The following is a 16,976-nucleotide window of genomic DNA, read 5'->3' as shown; positions in this document are numbered from 1 at the left end:
GACGTACCCTCCAGGACGGCATCCCGGGCAAGTGATCCCCACGACGACCCCCTGCAGACCTGCTCACGGCGACGTCCACACCGGTTCGTCGGCTCCCCACCGGCCGGGCGGCCGTGCCCAGTCGGTGGGCCCGCCGGTGAACGACAGGGGCGGCAGAGCGTATTGGAGCCGGCCCAGTGCGCTGTCGGTCTCGGTCAGCCAGGCAGCGTCGTCGACCGCGTCCCGGGCCGTTCCGGTCTGGGGCTGTACGTTGTACTGCAGCCAGTGGGCCGTCTGTGCGAGGGCGTGGTGCAGGACATGCGAACCGCCTTCCCGCACCTGGTCGGTGAGGGCGCGCAGCACACCGGCGGCGATCAGGTAGCCGGTGCCGTGATCGAGCGCCTGCGCGGGCAGGACACCTGGTTTCGTGGGCGAGCCCTCCGTTGCCGCGATACCGGTCGCCACCTGGACGAGGCTGTCGAAGCCGCGCCGCTCGGCCCAGGGACCGTAGTCGCCCCAGGCGGACAGGGTCGCCACCACGAGGCCGGGCCGCCGCTCGATGAGTGCCTGCGGGGCGAGTCCGAATCGGTCGAGTGCCCTCGGCCGGTATCCCACGACCACCACGTCGGCATCGGCGAGCAACTCTTCGAAGGTTCGCCGGTCCGCGTTGTGCGACAGATCGAGGCGCGTCGAGCGCTTCCCGAAACCGGTGTCGGCGTGGGCATAGGGGTCCTCCGGCAAATGCGGCGAGTCCACGCGCAGGACGTCCGCACCGAGGAGGGCGAGGGTGCGGGTGGCCGTCGGCCCTGCGATGACCCGGGTGAGGTCCAGGACGCGAGGCGGGGTGACGTCCTGCCTGGCAGGCGCCGCGGCGTCGTTCAGACGCTGTCTGGTCAGCAGCGGGCGGGCGGCCACCGCGGCGCCCTGTGGATGGGCTGCCCATTGCGCGGGCGTACGCAGTGCGACAGCCAGCCCGCCGGCCGCGTACACCTTCTCCTCGACCTCCTGCGCCGGTGATGCGGCGATGAGCTCTGCCGCTTCGCGTTCCGCGGCATCCGGTCCGAGTCCCAGGGCCGCGCACAGCCGCGAGCGATGGTGCGGATAGTTCGCATGGGTCCGCACCCAGCCGTCCTGTGCGCGCCAAAGCCGGGAGAGCGGCGCGAAGTTGACTGGGGCACGTCCGTCGATGCGCAGATGGCGCTCGCTGGTGAAGGCGGCCGCCACCGCACCGTCGTCCACCTGCACCCTGCCCAGGGGACGCCCCGAGCGCAGGGACGCAAGTTCCGCACCCGCCAGCGCGCACACACCCACGCAGGCCCGTGCCAGCTCGATCACCGGCAGGCGCGCCGGCAGCGCACCCGCCCGCCTGCGGCAGGTGATGCGGGACAGCAGGGCAGGGTCCCCGCCGAGTGCGTCCCAGGCGGTCGCGGTACCAGGTGAGTACGTCATGCACCAGCATGATGCCGCAGACCCGCAGCGATGCAGCCGGAAGGGAGGGGGTGTGAGGGGAGCGTTGACCTCTGCCGTCTTGCGGTGCCCGAACCCGGCGTGGCTCAAACAGGTCACACTTCGCTGAAGGCGGTGCGTGGTTCGCGGCCGATGACCAGCTTGACGACGCCGAGCAGCAGGTGGGCTGACGCCTTCGGTAGGACTGCGACCACGAGGTCGGCAAGTCGTACTGACCAGAGGTCGGCGTTGAGCACGCGGGAGCCGTAGTCGAGCGCGGCGAGCCAGTCCGGGCCTTCGCCGTCCGCCCGGAGGTCGGGGTCCGTACGGAACTGCGCACAGGCCGCCTCCGCGATGCGCAGCCGGTGCAGGGCGAGCGCCAGGCAGCGTCGTCGCGCAGGGTGCGTCGTGGGGTCCGTTTCCCACCATGGACTTGGAACGAGCCACCGGCGCCGACAGCTACCGGAGGATCGCCGAGATCAGTCCACCGGGTCGCTCCTCGCGCTGCGGCGGGGTGCCGATCGGGCGGCCGTATGCGGCACCACGCTCGCGCAAGGTGTGGCATGTGGCCTTCCAGCCGTGTCCGGCCAGCCAGGCCACCGGGTCGTCGGGCATCTCCGAGACCCACATGGACGCCGCCGAACCAGGCTCGGCCTCCGCGCCGAAGCGCTCGATCACGCCGCGCGAGCCCAACGTCAGCCCCATTCGACTGCCTGCCGCCGACTGCGCGCCGATCCGGTCCAGCAGCAGCTCCACGGCGTCATCGGGCAGATAGATCAGCAGTCCCTCGGCGATCCACACGGTCGGCGCGGCCGGGTCGTGCCCTGCGGCGACCAGCGCGCTCGGCCAGTCGGCACGCAGATCCGCGGCGACGGCGATCCGCTCGCAGCGTGCGACGGCCCGCTCCTTGGTCAGCACCGCAGCCTTGAAGTCCAGTGGCGCGGCGGTGTCGACCTCGAAGAGCCGGGTGCCCTCGGGCCAGTCCATTCGGAAGGCCCGGCTGTCCATCCCGGCGCCGAGCAGCACGACTTGCCGGATGCCGGACGCGGAGGCCTGCTGCAACAGTTCGTCGAGGAACTTCGTCCTGACGACGATGGAGAACGTCACGGCCAGCCGACGCCGTCGCTCGGCCTCGTCCTCGGGCGGAGGTGAGGAGGACCTCAGGCCGCCGGCGTTGGCGAAGGCCCGTGCCAGTGGGTCGCGGAAGAGAGCGTTCTCCCGCTCGGTCTCCAGGGCCCGCACCCTGGCCACCCCCACAGCCGTGGCCCACACTCCCGACGGCTGAGCCACTTCCTGCCCATGAGTCATCGCGACAGCGTAGAGGGTGGCCGTGTGATCCATCGACTCGACCGTGCGGGTCATCCCGGGCACGGAGCAGCACTACTGGGACGACCGGATCCGATGTGACAGCGATCGCCGCCCGGCCGGCAGGAGCCCCGTGAGCGCAACGGGCCCCTAGCCCTCGGTCGCCGTCGGGTCCCACAGTCCGGCGGCCGTACCGCGCGCAACGTGCTCGGCGTAGACGCCCACCTTGACGGCGATGATGGAGCGGCATTCCTCCAGGGCGCGGATCTGGTCCTCGACGCGGTGTTGATGGGCATCGAGGAGCCGCAGTCGCTCCGGCTCGTTGCCCGGTCCCTGCCGCACGAGCTCGGCGAATCGCTTCAGCTCGGCCAGGGGCATTCCGGACTCCCGCAGCCGGACGCAGATCCCCAACCAGTCGACGTCGGTGGGGCTGTAGCGCCGGCGGCCGCCCGCGGTGCGGTGGACCGGGCCGATCAGCAGGCCCTCGCGCTCGTAGAAGCGCAGGGCGTGGACGCTCAGGCCGGTGCGGTCGGCGACCTCGCCGATGCCGAGCGATTCCGTGACGGTTTCGATCATCGCCATGAGGTCACTTTAGGGCTTGATCTAGACCCGCCTCTAGCTCGTAGCGTTCCGGGCATGAACACTCGGACCGTCACCGCGCAACACTCGATCAACTCTCCCTTCTCTGCGGCCTCCACCGCCGAGGAGGTCGTCGCCGGGGTCGACCTCTCCGGCAGGACCGCAGTCGTCACCGGCGGCTACTCCGGCCTCGGCCTGGAGACCACGCGGGCGCTGCTGGGTGCAGGGGCCCGTGTCATCGTCCCGGCACGTCGGCCGGAATCCGCCCGGGAGGCGCTCTCCGGGCTCCATGGCGCCCCCTGCGAGATCGTCCCCATGGACCTCGCCGACCTCGGCAGCGTACGTGCCGCCGCCGCGCGCATCCGGGAAACGGTCGACCGGCTCGACTTCCTCATGGCTGTGGCCGGGGTGATGGCGACGCCGGAGCGGCGTGTCGGGCCCGGCTGGGAGTACCAGCTGGCCGCCAATCACTTCGGGCACTTCGCCTTGGTCAGCGAGCTGTACCCGCTCCTGCGCGATGCCCAGGGTGCCCGCGTCGTCGTATACAGCTCCGGCGGACACGGCATCACCGACTTCCGTTGGCACGACCCGCACTTCCGCAGCGGCTACGACCGCTGGCAGGCATATGGCCAGGCCAAAACGGCCAACGTCCTGTTCGCCGTCCACCTCGACGCCCTCGGCCGCGGCGACGGAGTCCAGGCGTTCGCCCTCCACCCGGGGAGCATCATCACCGGCCTCCAGCGGGAGCTGACGCGCCGTGAGCAGGTGGAACTGGGCTGGGTGGACCAGCAGGGCGCCGTGATCGGCGAGGGTTTCAAGACCCCGGCACAGGGTGCCGCCACCGGCCTGTGGGCGGCCACCTCGCCACTCCTGGCGGGACACGGCGGCCTCTACCTCGAGGACTGCGAGGTCGCACGGGTCACCGACGAGGACGATCCGACGGGCGACGGTTAGGTCCGCAGCTACGCCGTCGACCAATCCTCGGCCGAACGGCTGTGGGGGCTTTCCGTCGCGGCTACGGGGGCGGGGCCGATCGGCTGACTCGTTCCGGTGGCCCCGAGCCACAAGGGCCTGGACTGCGGCCGACCGCCGCGAAACACAGGTATCCGGCGTCCGCGCTCCAGGGGAGCCCGGCCGAGCAAGGCATGGTGATCCCATCTCGGCCGGTGAGATCCCGGCCCGAACCCACGCCCGCGACGGTCGAGGCGAGGGTCCACGAGATCCAGCCGAAGCCGAACAGCAGCACCCACCACCCGGGTCCGGCCAGCGGAATGAGCAGGCCGGTCAGCGAAAGCAGGGTCACGGCGATCCGGCTGATCCGCGCCGAGCCGACCTTACGGGCCAGGTACCGGGACGTCATGCCGCCGGCCACTCCAGCAGCAGATACGCGCTCGTCTCGGCAGCAGCCAGGAGGCCGACCTGGAACGCGGAGGAGTCCAGGAGCACGACGGCGACCAACGGCAGCGCGAGAACGGTGATCGGCGCCGCCGTCTCGCTGACCGTCTGGCTGCCCCACAGCAGGAAGTCACGATCGCGCCAGACGGAAGTGTCCGTCAGTGACCGTCCGGGGTCGCCTGGGAGTCTCGTCAGTGATGTTTCCCGGGAAGCGTGAACACCGTGCGACCGGGCACAAGGGCTATCGCACCGAGGTCCTGACGGTCGAGGCCGGTACGGATCAACCAACTGACGGCGGAACACGGGCCGTCGGGGAACCTGTACGCGCACGCGTCTGAGACGCGATTGAGGATGGGGTTTGAAATGATCATTCTTGGGCTGATTCTGCTGATCATCGGCCTGCTGGCCGGTCTGGGTCTGCTGACGACGGTCGGTGGCGTCCTCATCCTGGTGGGCGCCATCCTGTGGATCCTGGGTGCGACCGGTCGCGCGGTCGGTGGACGCAAGCACTTCTTCTGAGGACGGGGTGCTTCACAGGCTCTGCCTCCTCGTCTCCGCCCGCTGCCGCCCGTCCGCTCCTTCGGTCGTAAGGATCCTGCCGCGCCGGAACGTGTCGCGTACAGCGATCCGTGGAAGCTCCCTGCCCCTGCTCGGCGTGCCGTTCGGCCGGTGCCCGGGACGGTCGGCTCCGAGCGCGGCGGGGACGGCCGAGCCCCGGACCAAGGGCCTGGCGGCCGGGATCGTTCATGCGGGGAGAACGTCTCCGGGGAAGCCGTGGCACGGGTGGACCTCGCAGCGCATCATCCCGGCGCGCACGCAGGGGTCCTGGGCCATGATCTCCGCGGCTTCCTCGGCCGGCACGGTCATGATCGCGACGCCGGCCACGGTGTCGGAGGCGACCGGGCACAGGACCGCGATCACCCCGTCGGCGCGCAGCGACACCATGCGTCGCTGGTGTTCGAGTTCGATGGCGTCCGCGCCGTCCATGGTCCGCTGCGGCCCCCACTGAAGGAGGGCCAGGCTGTAGGGCTTCGCGGACATGGCCAGGGCCCGGATCTGTTCGTCGGTCACGCTCGTGCTCATGACGGCTCCCTACTTCTCGATACGTTCGGCCAGCGAGACGATGATTCCTTCGGGCCCGCGGACGTAGGCCATCCGCCACATGCCCTCGTATTCGCCGATGCCTCCCACCAGGCCGTAGCCCTTGCCTGCGGCGTGGTCGACCGCGGCGTGGAGGTCGTGCACCTCGAAGGCGACGTTGCGGAGGCCCAGCTCGTTGGCCGGCGCGGCGGGCGAGCCCGGGAGGTGGTCCGGTCGGGTGAAGCTGGAGAGCTCCAGCGTCGTGCCTCCGCCGGGCGGTCGCAGCATGACGATCTCGGTGCGGGCGTCGGTCGTGCCGATCACCGTGTCCAGGAATTCGCCTTCGACGGGCATTTTCCGATCGGCCTCCAGGCCGAGGCCGACGAAGAACGCCGTCGCGGCGTCGAGGTCGGCGACGGTGATGCCGACGTGGTCGAAGCGCCTGATGAACGTCATCGGATTCCTTTCGAGGCTTCTTCAGGAGGGTGGTCGTTCGTTGGGGTTGGTGGGGAGGTCGGATAACGAGGCATATTCCACCAGTTGCTTCGACCTGTGTCTCCCGGTTGGCGGTGGCTCAGTCGATGTCGGGCAGGCGGCCCGACTCCAGGGCCCGGATGGCGTGCGACGCGTTGAAGGGCAGGATGGTGACCGCGACGTGCGGCAGTTGCTCCAGTGCCCGCGACATCTTCTCGCCGGTACCGCGGTGGAGGAGCTTGCCGAGGGCGTTGGCGTACATCCGCCGGGGCACGAGCACGGTCAGGGACGTGTCCCCGTCGTGCGTGGTCCGGGCGGCCAGTTCCCGCATCGCGTGCCGCAGCCGGCGGTCGGGGCAGGCCACGAGTTCCAGCTCGACCGAGGTCGCGGACGTCGACGCCCAGAGGGTGGACAGCCGGTGTGCGTGTGCCTCGTCGATGGCGAAGTGCACTGCCCTCACGTTGTCGGGCCGCAGCTCGTGGGCGTACCGCAGTGCCTTCAGCGCCGCGAGGTCCAGGATCTCGACCAGGACGAACACCTGGTGGCGCCGGGTACGGGGCCGGTCCGCGCCCGTGGGCAGCCGTTCCAGCGCGGCGGCTTCGCGCCGGTACTCGCGGTTGATCCGGATCAGTACCCAGACCCCGAGCGGGAAGACCACGACGACCAGCCAGGCGCCTTCGGTGAACTTCGTGACGGCGAAGATCAGCACGACGGCGGCGGAGACGGTCGCCGCGAGCGCGTTGACCGCGCCCTTCACCCGGCGCAGTGGCTCTCGCCTGCGCAGGTGGTAGGCGGTGAGACCGGCCCCGGCCATGGTGAAGGCGGTGAACACGCCGATCGCGTAGAGGGCCACCAGTTTGTCCACGTTGGCGCCGGTGACGAGCAGCAGGGCCAGCGAGAGGGCGGAGAGTGTGACGATGCCGTTGGAGAACGCCAGCCGGTGCCCGCGCCGGGTCAGCAGCCGCGGCAGGAACCGGTCCTGTGCGACGAAGCTGGCCAGGAACGGAAAGCCGGTGAAGGGGGTGTTGGCACCGGTGTAGAGGACCAGGGCGGTCGCCAGCTGGACGAAGACCAGGCCGGTCGTCCCCACGGTTCCGTCGCCGAAGGCGAGCCTCGCCTCCTGCGCGATGACGGTGGGGGTTCCGTCGGTGTACGGGACGGCGTGGGTGAAGTGCGCGAGGGTGGAGACGCCCAGCACCAGGACGGCGAGCACGCAGCTCATGGCGATCAGGGTGTGCCGGGCGTTGCGGCCCTGGGGTTCGCGGAAGGCGGAGATGCCGTTCGAGATCGCTTCGAGTCCGGTGAGGGAAGAGCCGCCGTTGGCGAAGGAGCGCAGCACGATGAAGAGGGAGGCGCCGTACAGCCAGCCGTCGCCGGGAGTCCCCAGGGGAACCACCCCGGGAGCGGTCAGGTCGGCGTGCGGCAGCTCGCCCGACAGTGCGCGCACCGCCGCGACGAGGAAGACCAGGCCCATCGCCGCGATGAAGAGATAGGCGGGGAGCGCGAACATCCGGCCGGCCTCGCGGACGCCGCGCAGGTTCCCGTACGCGAGCAGCACGATCACCGCCACGGAGACCGGCAGCTGGAGGTGGTCGAGCCCCGTCCAGCCGTTGCCCGCCAGATGGGCGAGCGAGATCAGCGCGTTGGTGCCGGCCGAGGTCTGGACGGCGACGGTGACGACGTAGTCGACCAGCAGAGCCACGGCGGCGACCTGCGCGACGTTCGGCCCGAAATTCTCCCGGGCGACCACATAGGAGCCACCGGCCCGGGTGTAGAGCGTGACGACGTCGCTGTAGCAGAGCGTCAGGAGCAGCAGTACCAGCAGAATAGCGCCGGTGACCGGCATGACCAGTGTGAAGGCGGCAGCTCCGACGACCGGAACGAGGACGCGGAGCATCTCCTCCGAGCCGTAGGCCGACGAACTGATGCAGTCGGACGCGAGCACACCGAGCGCCGTCCGGTTGCTCAGCTTTTCCTCGCTGACACGTTCGGTGGTGAGCGGCTGCCCGAGGAGTCGCCGTTTGACGCGGTACATGAGCCGATCGGGGGTCATGCGCTCATCGAAACGGGCGGTCGCCCCTGGACCGCGGAGACACACCCGCGAGATGCGGGAGTCGCGACGTGGGGAGCCGGGCCTATCCCCGCGAAGGCGAGGTGCGCCGTGGGGTGGGCGGCGGGTCTTCGGTCTCCGAGCTTGGTGGATCGGCTCGGAAGGCGATCAGAGCGATGTCGTCGCGGTTGTCGGAGAGGCTGCGCTGCAGGGAATCGAGAAGATCGGACAGAGGACTGCCGCGTTGGTGCGCGGCCGCGGTCAGAAGTCTGTGCTGGCCTTCGTCGAGTGACGCGGTGGGGGTTTCGATGAGGCCGTCGGTGTAGAGCAGGAGCGTGTCTCCGGGGGCGATGGTGTGGTGGTGGCTGGTTCGGGGGAGAACCGGGGCGACGCACAGTGGGGGGTCGACGTGTGCGCCGGTGAGGAAGTAGGGATCGGCCCGGGCGGGGACGAGCAGCGGCGGCGGATGTCCTGCGTTGGACCAGGTCATGTGCCAGGCGCCGGCGGGGCGACGTTGCAGGCGGGCGTGGATGGCGGTCGTGAAGGAGGCGATGTCGAGCCCTTCTGCCGCGTCCTCGAGCATGGCCAGGACGGTCGAGGGCATGCACTCCGGGCCGTTGTTCCAGGCGAGTCCCCTGAGCATGCTGCGCAGCTGTCCCATGGCGGTGGCGGCGGTGAGGTCGTGTCCGGAGACGTCTCCGATGTCGAGCACGAGAGTGCCGTCGGCGTGGATGACGGCGTCGTACCAGTCGCCGCCGATCTCGTTCGCGGAGCTGGCCGGTTCGTAGCAGGCGGCCAGGCTCGCACCGGGAACGTCCGGCGGGCTGGTGAGATGAGCGTGCTGGAGGCGCAGAGCGGTGCGGCGTGCCCGCTGCAGGTCGAGGGACTTGCGGATGGGTCGTTCCGAGGAACGGAAGATCCTCTGCATGAGTCTGGTGTCGGCGGGACCGGGAGCGGGGGCGTCCCCGTTCGCGCTGGTGGCGGCATAGCCGAGAACGATGTCCTCGGCGACCAGCGGGTACAGGGTCACGCTGGTGGCGTCCGCGCTTCTGAGCCATTGCTCGGTGACCGCCGGGACGATGCCCGGCGGCACTCCTTCGCCCGCCGGCAGACGGAGGGTGCGGGGGGTGCGGCTCGCCAGCACGTCCCGGACCGTGTCGCTGATGACGACCGTCTGATCCCGCAGCGGAGGCCCGGCCGGCAGGCCGTGGCGGGTGGAGGAGGCGGCCCGTCTGGCCGTGACGGGTACGTGTTCGGGCAGGGGCCACTCCTCGTTGTCCAGAAGCATGATCACGCAGGCGTCCGCGAGCTCCGGAACGATCGCCTTCACCACTGCGGCGAAGGACTCGTCCAGACCCTCACCGGACACTTGTGCGATCTCTGCGAGGAGACGTTCGCGCAGTGAGGCGCTCCAGGTGTCCTCCACGTCGTCGGTCGCGGCGATCCATTCCTCGGCGCGGCCGTTGCGCAGGATGGGCACACACCGGGTCGACATATGACGGTACGAGCCGTCGGCGGCCCTCACCCGGAACGTGGTCTCGAACAGCCTCGGGGGTTCCTGGGCGAGGGCGGCACGCCACTCCCGCCCGAGGCGAGCCCGGTCACGGGGATGGATGTAGGCACCCCACCGCTCGTCCATCCGGTCGTGCCACGGGCTCCCGGTGAGCTGCTGCCAGCCGGGGACGAGCTCCTGCGCGGATCCGTCCGCACGCAGCACCCACACCATCTGCGAGACGGCCGTCACCACCGCCTCGTACCGTTCGAGTGCCATCGTCTCGGCCGTGGTGTCCAGCGCGACGACCATCGCGCCGCGACCTTCGGCCATCGTGACCGGCGTACAGGAGTACACGAAGTACCGGGCCTGCTCCGGGGCGCCGGCGTCGGGCTCGCGCGCTTCGGGAAGCCTGCAGGGTCGCCCGGTGGCCACCACCTCGTCCAGCACGGTCAGGAACTCCTCCGCGTCCGCCTCGGGGAACGCCTCCCTCGCGGGCAGTCCGACCGGCCGGGCACCGAGCAGCCTGGCACATGCGTCGTTCTGGTAGACCAACCGGTGCTCAGAGCCCTCGAACAAGGCGATCGCCGCCACCGTCTCGTCGAAGAGCCGCACGTCGAGAGCTCTCTCCGAGCCCATCACCGGCACCCCGTACCGGGCGCCCGCCGGACCCGGGGCAGAACATCGGTCCGCCGGAGCAGTGCCATCACCTCGTACCCCTTCCCCGGTCGGCATCAGGGTCACCGCTCGGCGGGCCCGCGCGCCGCTGCGGCCATGAGCACCATCCAATGACGAGCACGCCGGTCGCGCGCGCGGCCCTACGCCAAACGGGGCCCGCCGCGCATCGGATCAGGAGGCGGCCGAACGGACCGAGCAACAGATGGCGGCCGACAACCCCGTGCTGCGCATGGCTACCCCCGTCGACTGCGCGTACTTCATGTGCGCGCCGCCCACTTGAGCCCCCGGTCGACCATCGTCGCCGTCTGCGGCACCTCGAGGTCCGCCACGCGGTGGCCCAGGGTGCACACGAAGATCCGTCCAGCGCCCCAGCGGCGCGTCCACACCACGGGGAACTCGACCGCGACGTCCCACGCGTCGGCGGTTTCGGGCACGAGCACGGACGTGGCCAGGACGGAGTTGTACGCTCCGTCAGCACCCAGTAGTGCTCGGTGACGACGTCGTAGTCCTCGATGCCCTTGGTGATCACCCCGTCCCGGTCCGGCATGGCGACGATGCGCACGGTGAACTCCTGGAAACCCTCCCGGTGCCACAGCGACCGGCCCCCGACCATCCGCAGGTAGTCGGCGTTGCGGACGTTCGTCCCGATGACGCCCCCGTGCCACCCGGCGAAGCCCGTGCCCGCCTTCACGGCCGCGACAAGGCTGAGCTCCTGACGTGGGCTCAGCTCGCCTCCGGACCAGGAGTGCACGGCGACGTCGGTGGCGGCCCATGGTCCAGTCGCGCGCGCGTGTGCACCGGGTTGTAGCGGTAGTTGAAGGCCACGGCGAGGTCGCCGCCGGTGACCTCGACCGTGCGCAGGATGGTGCGGCAGCGGGCCGCGTCGGTCGTCATCGGCTTCTCCGTCACCACCCGGCATCCGGCCTCGAGCGCCGGCACGATGTACGTGTCGTGCTGTGCGTCCACCGTGGTGGCCACGGCCTCGTCGATGCCTTCGGTGCGAAGCCGCCGCTCGAAGTCACCGGGACGCCAGGCCGCGGCCTGCGGTTTGCCCGCCTGACCGAGCAGCCGCTGGTGATGGGCGATCCGGGCCGGGTTCGGGTCGCACAGGGCCACCACCCGAAAGCGCCGGCGTCCCGCCCGGGCGGTGGTGAACAGCTGGGAGCCGGAACCGGTGCCCACCACGACGGCACGGGCTGGACGGGCCTTCGTCATGCGGCACCTCCCACGGGTCGGCCGTTGACCGTCACGCGGTGCACCGACAGGTCCCCGACGGACTCCAGCAGCATGTCCTGCGCGGCCTCCTGGAAAGTGAGCCGGTCGAGGCGGACACCGTTGACCGGTGCGTCGGGCAGCGCACGGACACGGACCGGATACTCGCAGCGGCCGCCCACCGACCAGCGCTCCGCCGAGAGACCGGACACCTCGGCCGGCTGCTCCCCGCCCGTCCCGCCGGCGTACTGGAAGGTCACCTCGCAGGGGTACGGCGGCGGCCGCGAGGGCGCCGAGGCGGAGAAGCTGTCTGCGTGCCGGATCACCCATGCTGTTGCCCCTCGGTGAAGTGGTGCGCAGGTGGTGGCCGGTCGCTTCAGGGCCCGGGCGGAGCGCCGGACCCGGACGGGTCGGGCAGGTAGCGTGCTGCCTCGCCCGCGGCGTGGTCGGCGAACATCGGCCCGGCGACGTCGGGATCGCCGGAGCGCAGGACGTCCAGGAGTTCGGCGTGGTGCTCGGCCATCGCGCCCCAGCCGCCGGCGTAGCGCGGGTCGCCCAGGACGTGCAGGTCCCACAGGCTGGACTCGATCATGCGCCACAGGCGGATCAGCGCCGCGTTGCGGGCAGCTTCGCACACATGGCGGTGAAATGACATGTCGGCGTCGCGGAAGGCGCCGATGTCGTCCTCGGCCGCGGCTCGGCGCAGTCGGTGAACGTCCTCGGTGAGCAGCCGTGTGTGTTCGGCGTCCAGGCGGCCGGCCACCCGGCGGGCCGCGTACTCCTCGAACATGACCCGGATGTCCCGGACGTCCTGCGCCTGTCGCTCGGAGACCCGCGCGACATAAGTGCCGCGGTGCGGCTGGGAGATGACCAGGCCCTCGTACGCCAGCCGTTTGATCGCCTCGCGGCAAGGGGCCTGGCTGGTGCCGAACCCCCGGGCGATCTCCGCCTCCACCAGGCGTCGGCCCGGGGCGAGTTGCCCGCCGACGATCCAGTCGCGCAGCTGGGTGTACACATGGTCGGACAGCAACTGGCGCGGCACGCGGGGCGCGCCCGGAACGGGGCCGTCGCCCGCCCGGCCGGGTTCCTGACGGGGCCGTCGGTTGCGTGGCCTGGCCGGCTCGGGCAGCTTGTCCTGCTGCTCCCGCCAGATCCGGGCGACCGTCGACTGGGACAGGCCCAGGGCGTCGGACAGGGCGCGGGTGGAGGGCACGGGCGAGCCGTCCCGGGCCTGTTCGAGTACGGCCGCGACCTGGGCCTCCGCCTCCTGCCGGGTGTCGCTGCGCGGGCGCCCCGAGCGAGGGGCGTCGCTCAGGCCGGCGATGCCCCGGCTCAGATAGCGCTCTCGCCACTTGGCCACCGTGGCGGGACTGACCCCGAGTCGCTGGGCGATCTCGGCATTGGTCAGCCCCTCCGCACAGGCCAGGACGATGCGGCTGCGCAGCCGGACCGCGCCGGGCGGCTGCTGCGAGGAGCCGACCAGAGCAGCCCGGTCCTCCGCACTGAGCTGGACGAACGCCGGGGGATCGGGAACGGTCATGCGCCGCACCTCCTGGGATGCGCGAACTTGTGACTCGGACACCTGGGCGCAGGCGTCGCGGACGGTCATCAACTTCAGGTTCAGCCGCACATATTGACGGCACATTGGCACGAACATATTAACTATCGTTGCTCGATCAGTGACCCACTAGATGGTGTGCACGCCCCAAATCGATGTCACGTCGGATCCATGACACGTCCGCGTCCCGCGCGGGCTCCCGAGCGGGACCGGCACCGTCGCACTCGGGCCGATGGCGCCGACAGCACGAGTACTGCAGCTCTCACGACGCACTTGGAGGCACCCCCATGTCCGAGTTGTCCCGACGACACGTCCTGGCAGCGGCCGGAGCGTCCGCGGCGGCGGTCGCGCTGGACGCCGGTACCGCGCACGCCGCACCGGACGCGGTGGACCCCGCACCGGGCGAGCCGGGAACCGGTCACGGCTCCAACCCGTTGCGGCTGTGGTACCGGGCCCCGGCCGAGGAGTGGTTGGAGGCGCTGCCGGTCGGCTGCGGTCGGCTCGGCGCCATGGTCTTCGGCGGAGTGGCCACCGAGCGCCTGCAGTTGAACGAGGACAGTGTGTGGGCCGGCGGCCCGCACGACTACAACCCGACCGGTGCGCTGGAGGCGCTGCCGGAGATCAGACGGCTGGTCTTCGACGACCAGTGGGGTGCGGCGCAGCGGCTGGCCGACGAGTCCTTCATGGGCACCCCGAGCGAACAGGCGCCCTATCAGCCGGTGGGCGACCTGCGACTGGTGTTCCCGGGCACGGGGGAGTACACCGACTATCACCGCGAGCTGGACCTGACCACGGCGATCACGAAGGTGACCTATGTCAGGGACGGGGTGCGTCACACCCGTGAGGTGTTCGCCGGCCTGCCCGACCAGGTCGTCGTCATGCGGCTGAGTGCCGACCGGCGTGCCTCGGTCTCGTTCGAGGCGGAGTTCTCCAGCCCGCAGGACAGCACGACCGGATCCGCCGGCGCCGCCACCATCCGGCTCGACGGCATCAGCACCGCCTGGGAGGGACGCCCGGGCGCGGTGCGCTTCCAGGCCCGCGCCCGCGCGGAGGCCGACGGCGGAACGGTGCGCACCGAGGGAGGCCGGCTGATCGTCGACGGCGCCGACGCGGTGACCCTGCTGATCTCCATGGGGACGAGTTACCGCAGCTATCGCGACGCGGACGGCGACCAGGAGACGCCCGCGGGACGCCATCTCCAGCGCGCCTCGGCCAAACCGTATCGGGTGCTGCGCGAGGCGCACATCAGGGACTACACGGCGCTCTTCGGCCGGGTCGACATCGACCTCGGTACCTCCGAGGCCGCCCTGCTGCCCACCGACGAGCGCATCGCGCGCAAGCAGCCGGACACCGATCCGTCGCTGGCCGCCCTGTACTTCCAGTACGGTCGCTACCTGCTGATCTCCAGCTCGCGCAGCCCGGGATACGCGGCGAATCTGCAGGGCATCTGGAACGACAGCCTCAATCCTGCCTGGGAGTCGAAGTACACGCTCAACATCAATCTCGAGATGAACTACTGGCCCGCCGGGCCGGCCAACCTCTCGGAGTGCTGGGACCCGCTGTTCGACCTCGTCTCCGACCTGTCCGAGACAGGTGCCGAGACCGCGCGGAAGATGTACGGCGCCAAGGGCTGGATGGTGCACCACAACACCGACGGCTGGCGCGGCACCGCGCCGGTCGACTTCGCCTTCTACGGGGTCTGGCCCACCGGTGGTGCCTGGCTGGCGGGCATCATCTGGGAGCGCTACCTCTACACCGGCGACAAGCGCACACTGCGGCAGCACTACCCGATGCTGAAGGGCGCCGTCGAGTTCTTCCTCGACACGCTGCAGGAGGACCCCGAGTCCGGCCACCTGGTGACCAATCCGTCGCACTCGCCCGAGGTGGGCCACCACGAGGTCGACGGCGAGAACGTCAGCATGAGCGCCGGCCCGACGATGGACATGCAGATCCTGCGGCAGCTCTTCACCGCGTTCGAGGGCGCGGCCGAGGCCCTGGGCGTCGACCCGGACATGCGGCGTGCCGTTTCCGCCACACGCAAGCGGCTCGCCCCCACACGGGTCGGTCACCTCGGTCAGATCCAGGAGTGGCTGGAGGACTACGAAGGGGACGCTGCACTCTCGCGCAGCCGGCACATCTCGCACCTGTGGGGCCTGTTCCCCGGTGAGGAGATCAACCCGCGCACCCGTCCCGAACTGGCCGCGGCGGCACGGCGTACGCTCGAGCTGCGCGGTGAGGCGGGCGCGGGATGGTCACTCGCCTGGAAGATCAACTTCTGGGCGCGGCTGCTCGACGGCGCCGAGGCGTACAAGCGGCTGACCAACCTGCTGGTCCCCGCCCGCACCGCGCCCAACATGTTCGACCTGCACCCGCCCTTCCAGATCGACGGCAACTTCGGCGGCACCTCCGGGATCACCGAAATGCTCCTGCAGAGCCACGCCGGCGAGGTCGCCCTGCTGCCCGCCCTGCCCGACGCGTGGCCCTCCGGCTCCTTCCGGGGTCTGCGGGCCCGCGGCGGCTTCGAGGTCGACCTGGGGTGGACGGCGGGCGGGGTCGCACACGCCGAGGTGCGTTCCCTGCTCGGCAATCCGCTGCGGATCCGCACCCCGCACCCGGTGGAGGTCGAGGGTGCCGAGGCCGACCGTCCGGAGGAATGCGTCGTGTCGTTCGGCACGCGCCCGAACGGCCGGTACCGGCTGCGGTCAGCCGCCCAGTAGCGGCATACACACCCGCATCGCGCCGTCGCCGCGGTTGTCCCACTGGAAGTAGGGCGCCGCGGTGACGGGGGCGTCGGTGTCCGCGGCGTGCGGCCCGTCGGCGGTGCGGTAGGGGAGCCCCGCCGCGTGCTCACCCGTGACCGCTGCCGCCCGGGTGCGCAGCGCGACGGTCGGGCCGAGGCCGTCCAGATCGGAGTGTGTGACCTCCTCGAACACGGCGTTCCGGAAGAGCGCCAGCTCGTCGACCGGGACGCCGACCTGCTGGTCGATCTGCTCGAAGCAGTAGACCAGCGGGCCGCGTTCGACTGCCGCGCAGCCGCGCACGGCGTCGAGCCGCGGGTGCGGCAGGGTCAGCCGGGGCGTCAGGTCCAGGCAGTACGACGGTGTACGCCGGGGTGCCACGACCGGCGCAGCACGGCGTACCTCTGCTCATCGGCGGTGACCGCCAGGCCCTTCTCCTCCGGCGTGTCCACCCGGGTCCGCGTGCTCCACGGCGGGACGCGCAGCGCGAGCGCCCACGGCCCGGCGGGGGCCTCGGTGACCGTGATCTCGCGGCAGCGCGGATCACCTCACCCACCGCCTCGGCGTGGTCGGGGCGCCGTTGCAGCGGGTTCCCCTTGTAGTACGTCCTGCCGTCGGCGGAGCGCGCCGCGGCGAACGCGTTGTACAGCGTGCGCTCGATGAGGTCGGCGTGGCGGGCCTGTCCGGTGGCGAGCAGCAGCCGCCAGCTCCACTGGATGCTCGCCGCCGACGCGCGCGTCTCGTTGTACGACAGGTCCGGCGGCAGCTCGTACCGCTCGCCGAACACCTCGCCCACCTGGCGCGAGCCGAGCCCGCCGGTCAGCGAGGTCCGGAAGGCCACCATGTCCTGCCAGCGGTGTGCGGACGCCGCGAGGAGGGAGGCGTCACCCGTCTCCACGGCGACGTCGACGATGCCCGCCTCGGCACTGTCCAGGAACACTTCGGCGAGATGGTCGACGAGGTCCGTCAGGCCGGGGTCGCCGCGGTGCT

16 protein-coding genes and 3 pseudogenes are annotated in these 16,976 nt (G+C 70.9%); 3 read left to right on the top strand and 16 right to left on the bottom strand.

What is annotated here, in order from left to right:
- Nucleotides 1-63 precede the first annotated feature (63 nt).
- The 4 genes from IE258_RS12505 to IE258_RS12490 form a co-directional block, all read right to left on the bottom strand.
- Complete coding sequence (locus tag IE258_RS12505; RefSeq protein ID WP_189742812.1) at nt 64-1,428, bottom strand: CoA transferase; 1,365 nt, start codon at nt 1,426-1,428, stop codon at nt 64-66.
- 113 nt (nt 1,429-1,541) lie between these two features.
- Nucleotides 1,542-1,682, bottom strand: a complete 141-nt coding sequence (locus IE258_RS12500) for a hypothetical protein (protein WP_189742810.1) — start codon at nt 1,680-1,682, stop codon at nt 1,542-1,544.
- A 202-nt stretch (nt 1,683-1,884) separates the two neighbouring features.
- Nucleotides 1,885-2,733: a class I SAM-dependent methyltransferase gene (locus IE258_RS12495; protein WP_189742808.1), complete on the bottom strand. Its 849-nt coding sequence runs from the start codon at nt 2,731-2,733 to the stop codon at nt 1,885-1,887.
- A 147-nt stretch (nt 2,734-2,880) separates the two neighbouring features.
- Nucleotides 2,881-3,312: a MerR family transcriptional regulator gene (locus tag IE258_RS12490; protein ID WP_189742806.1), complete on the bottom strand. Its 432-nt coding sequence runs from the start codon at nt 3,310-3,312 to the stop codon at nt 2,881-2,883.
- A 54-nt stretch (nt 3,313-3,366) separates the two neighbouring features.
- Between IE258_RS12490 and IE258_RS12485 the strand changes: the two are divergent.
- Nucleotides 3,367-4,350: pseudogene (locus tag IE258_RS12485) on the top strand (SDR family NAD(P)-dependent oxidoreductase).
- Here the strand turns inward: IE258_RS12485 and IE258_RS12480 are convergent.
- On the bottom strand, nt 4,325-4,669 hold the full coding sequence (locus IE258_RS12480) for a hypothetical protein (RefSeq protein ID WP_189742804.1): 345 nt from the start codon (nt 4,667-4,669) through the stop codon (nt 4,325-4,327). The pseudogene IE258_RS12485 and the gene IE258_RS12480 sit on opposite strands and share 26 nt — an antisense overlap.
- Before the next feature lie 398 nt (nt 4,670-5,067).
- On the opposite strand from IE258_RS12480, the gene IE258_RS12475 reads away from it, so the two are divergent.
- Nucleotides 5,068-5,223 carry a hypothetical protein gene (locus IE258_RS12475; RefSeq protein ID WP_127891769.1) on the top strand — a complete coding sequence of 52 codons (156 nt, stop codon included), beginning with the start codon at nt 5,068-5,070 and terminating at the stop codon, nt 5,221-5,223.
- A 225-nt stretch (nt 5,224-5,448) separates the two neighbouring features.
- Here the strand turns inward: IE258_RS12475 and IE258_RS12470 are convergent, their stop codons facing one another.
- The 9 genes and pseudogenes from IE258_RS12470 to IE258_RS12435 all read right to left on the bottom strand — a co-directional run bounded on the left by IE258_RS12470 (nt 5,449) and on the right by IE258_RS12435 (nt 13,230).
- Complete coding sequence (locus IE258_RS12470; RefSeq protein ID WP_189742802.1) at nt 5,449-5,787, bottom strand: YciI family protein; 339 nt, start codon at nt 5,785-5,787, stop codon at nt 5,449-5,451.
- Nucleotides 5,788-5,796: 9 nt separating this feature from the next.
- Nucleotides 5,797-6,240: a VOC family protein gene (locus tag IE258_RS12465; RefSeq protein ID WP_159323512.1), complete on the bottom strand. Its 444-nt coding sequence runs from the start codon at nt 6,238-6,240 to the stop codon at nt 5,797-5,799.
- A gap of 118 nt (nt 6,241-6,358) precedes the next feature.
- Entirely contained in the window at nt 6,359-8,311 is a 1,953-nt protein-coding gene (locus tag IE258_RS12460; protein ID WP_189742800.1) for an APC family permease, read from the bottom strand.
- 82 nt (nt 8,312-8,393) lie between these two features.
- A complete protein-coding gene (locus tag IE258_RS12455) occupies nt 8,394-10,439 on the bottom strand; it encodes a SpoIIE family protein phosphatase (protein ID WP_189742798.1) in 2,046 nt (681 codons plus the stop codon).
- A 296-nt stretch (nt 10,440-10,735) separates the two neighbouring features.
- Entirely contained in the window at nt 10,736-10,912 is a 177-nt protein-coding gene (locus IE258_RS41705) for a ThuA domain-containing protein (RefSeq protein ID WP_189743628.1), read from the bottom strand.
- 98 nt (nt 10,913-11,010) lie between these two features.
- Nucleotides 11,011-11,229 (bottom strand): annotated as a pseudogene (locus tag IE258_RS41700) (ThuA domain-containing protein); the annotation flags it as partial.
- Nucleotides 11,202-11,693 (bottom strand): Gfo/Idh/MocA family protein, encoded by a 492-nt coding sequence (locus IE258_RS12445; protein ID WP_189742796.1) that lies wholly within the window; start codon nt 11,691-11,693, stop codon nt 11,202-11,204. The pseudogene IE258_RS41700 and the gene IE258_RS12445, both read right to left, overlap by 28 nt.
- Nucleotides 11,690-12,016: a hypothetical protein gene (locus IE258_RS12440; protein WP_189742794.1), complete on the bottom strand. Its 327-nt coding sequence runs from the start codon at nt 12,014-12,016 to the stop codon at nt 11,690-11,692. The genes IE258_RS12445 and IE258_RS12440 overlap by 4 nt, the downstream gene beginning before the upstream one ends.
- A gap of 50 nt (nt 12,017-12,066) precedes the next feature.
- Nucleotides 12,067-13,230, bottom strand: coding sequence for a GntR family transcriptional regulator (locus IE258_RS12435; protein ID WP_189742791.1), 1,164 nt, complete (start codon nt 13,228-13,230; stop codon nt 12,067-12,069).
- 305 nt (nt 13,231-13,535) lie between these two features.
- Between IE258_RS12435 and IE258_RS12430 the strand changes: the two genes are divergently transcribed.
- Nucleotides 13,536-15,965: a glycoside hydrolase family 95 protein gene (locus IE258_RS12430; protein ID WP_189742789.1), complete on the top strand. Its 2,430-nt coding sequence runs from the start codon at nt 13,536-13,538 to the stop codon at nt 15,963-15,965.
- Here IE258_RS12430 and IE258_RS12425 read toward each other — a convergent pair.
- Nucleotides 15,951-16,367, bottom strand: coding sequence for a hypothetical protein (locus IE258_RS12425; RefSeq protein ID WP_189743626.1), 417 nt, complete (start codon nt 16,365-16,367; stop codon nt 15,951-15,953). The genes IE258_RS12430 and IE258_RS12425 overlap by 15 nt on opposite strands.
- 190 nt (nt 16,368-16,557) lie before the next feature.
- Nucleotides 16,558-16,926, bottom strand: a pseudogene (locus IE258_RS42030) (beta-L-arabinofuranosidase domain-containing protein); the annotation flags it as partial.
- Nucleotides 16,927-16,976 lie beyond the last annotated feature (50 nt).

This window comes from Streptomyces tendae, from assembly GCF_014650435.1.
GTDB classification, from domain to species: Bacteria; Actinomycetota; Actinomycetes; order Streptomycetales; family Streptomycetaceae; genus Streptomyces; species Streptomyces tendae.
The sequence above is the reverse complement of the archived record's forward strand: the minus strand, read 5'-3'. Positions and strand labels throughout refer to the sequence as shown.

What these genes read in the sequence shown, in the direction of transcription:
- IE258_RS12505 (WP_189742812.1), bottom strand. Translation starts at nt 1,428, where the DNA reads ATGACGTACTCACCTGGTACCGCGACCGCCTGGGACGCACTCGGCGGG.
- IE258_RS12480 (WP_189742804.1), bottom strand. Translation starts at nt 4,669, where the DNA reads ATGACGTCCCGGTACCTGGCCCGTAAGGTCGGCTCGGCGCGGATCAGC.
- IE258_RS12455 (WP_189742798.1), bottom strand. Translation starts at nt 10,439, where the DNA reads ATGGGCTCGGAGAGAGCTCTCGACGTGCGGCTCTTCGACGAGACGGTG.
- IE258_RS12435 (WP_189742791.1), bottom strand. Translation starts at nt 13,230, where the DNA reads ATGACCGTTCCCGATCCCCCGGCGTTCGTCCAGCTCAGTGCGGAGGAC.
- IE258_RS12490 (WP_189742806.1), bottom strand. Translation starts at nt 3,312, where the DNA reads ATGGCGATGATCGAAACCGTCACGGAATCGCTCGGCATCGGCGAGGTC.
- IE258_RS12445 (WP_189742796.1), bottom strand. Translation starts at nt 11,693, where the DNA reads ATGACGAAGGCCCGTCCAGCCCGTGCCGTCGTGGTGGGCACCGGTTCC.
- IE258_RS12470 (WP_189742802.1), bottom strand. Translation starts at nt 5,787, where the DNA reads ATGAGCACGAGCGTGACCGACGAACAGATCCGGGCCCTGGCCATGTCC.
- IE258_RS12495 (WP_189742808.1), bottom strand. Translation starts at nt 2,733, where the DNA reads ATGACTCATGGGCAGGAAGTGGCTCAGCCGTCGGGAGTGTGGGCCACG.
- IE258_RS12465 (WP_159323512.1), bottom strand. Translation starts at nt 6,240, where the DNA reads ATGACGTTCATCAGGCGCTTCGACCACGTCGGCATCACCGTCGCCGAC.
- IE258_RS12430 (WP_189742789.1), top strand. Translation starts at nt 13,536, where the DNA reads ATGTCCGAGTTGTCCCGACGACACGTCCTGGCAGCGGCCGGAGCGTCC.
- IE258_RS12475 (WP_127891769.1), top strand. Translation starts at nt 5,068, where the DNA reads ATGATCATTCTTGGGCTGATTCTGCTGATCATCGGCCTGCTGGCCGGT.
- IE258_RS12460 (WP_189742800.1), bottom strand. Translation starts at nt 8,311, where the DNA reads ATGACCCCCGATCGGCTCATGTACCGCGTCAAACGGCGACTCCTCGGG.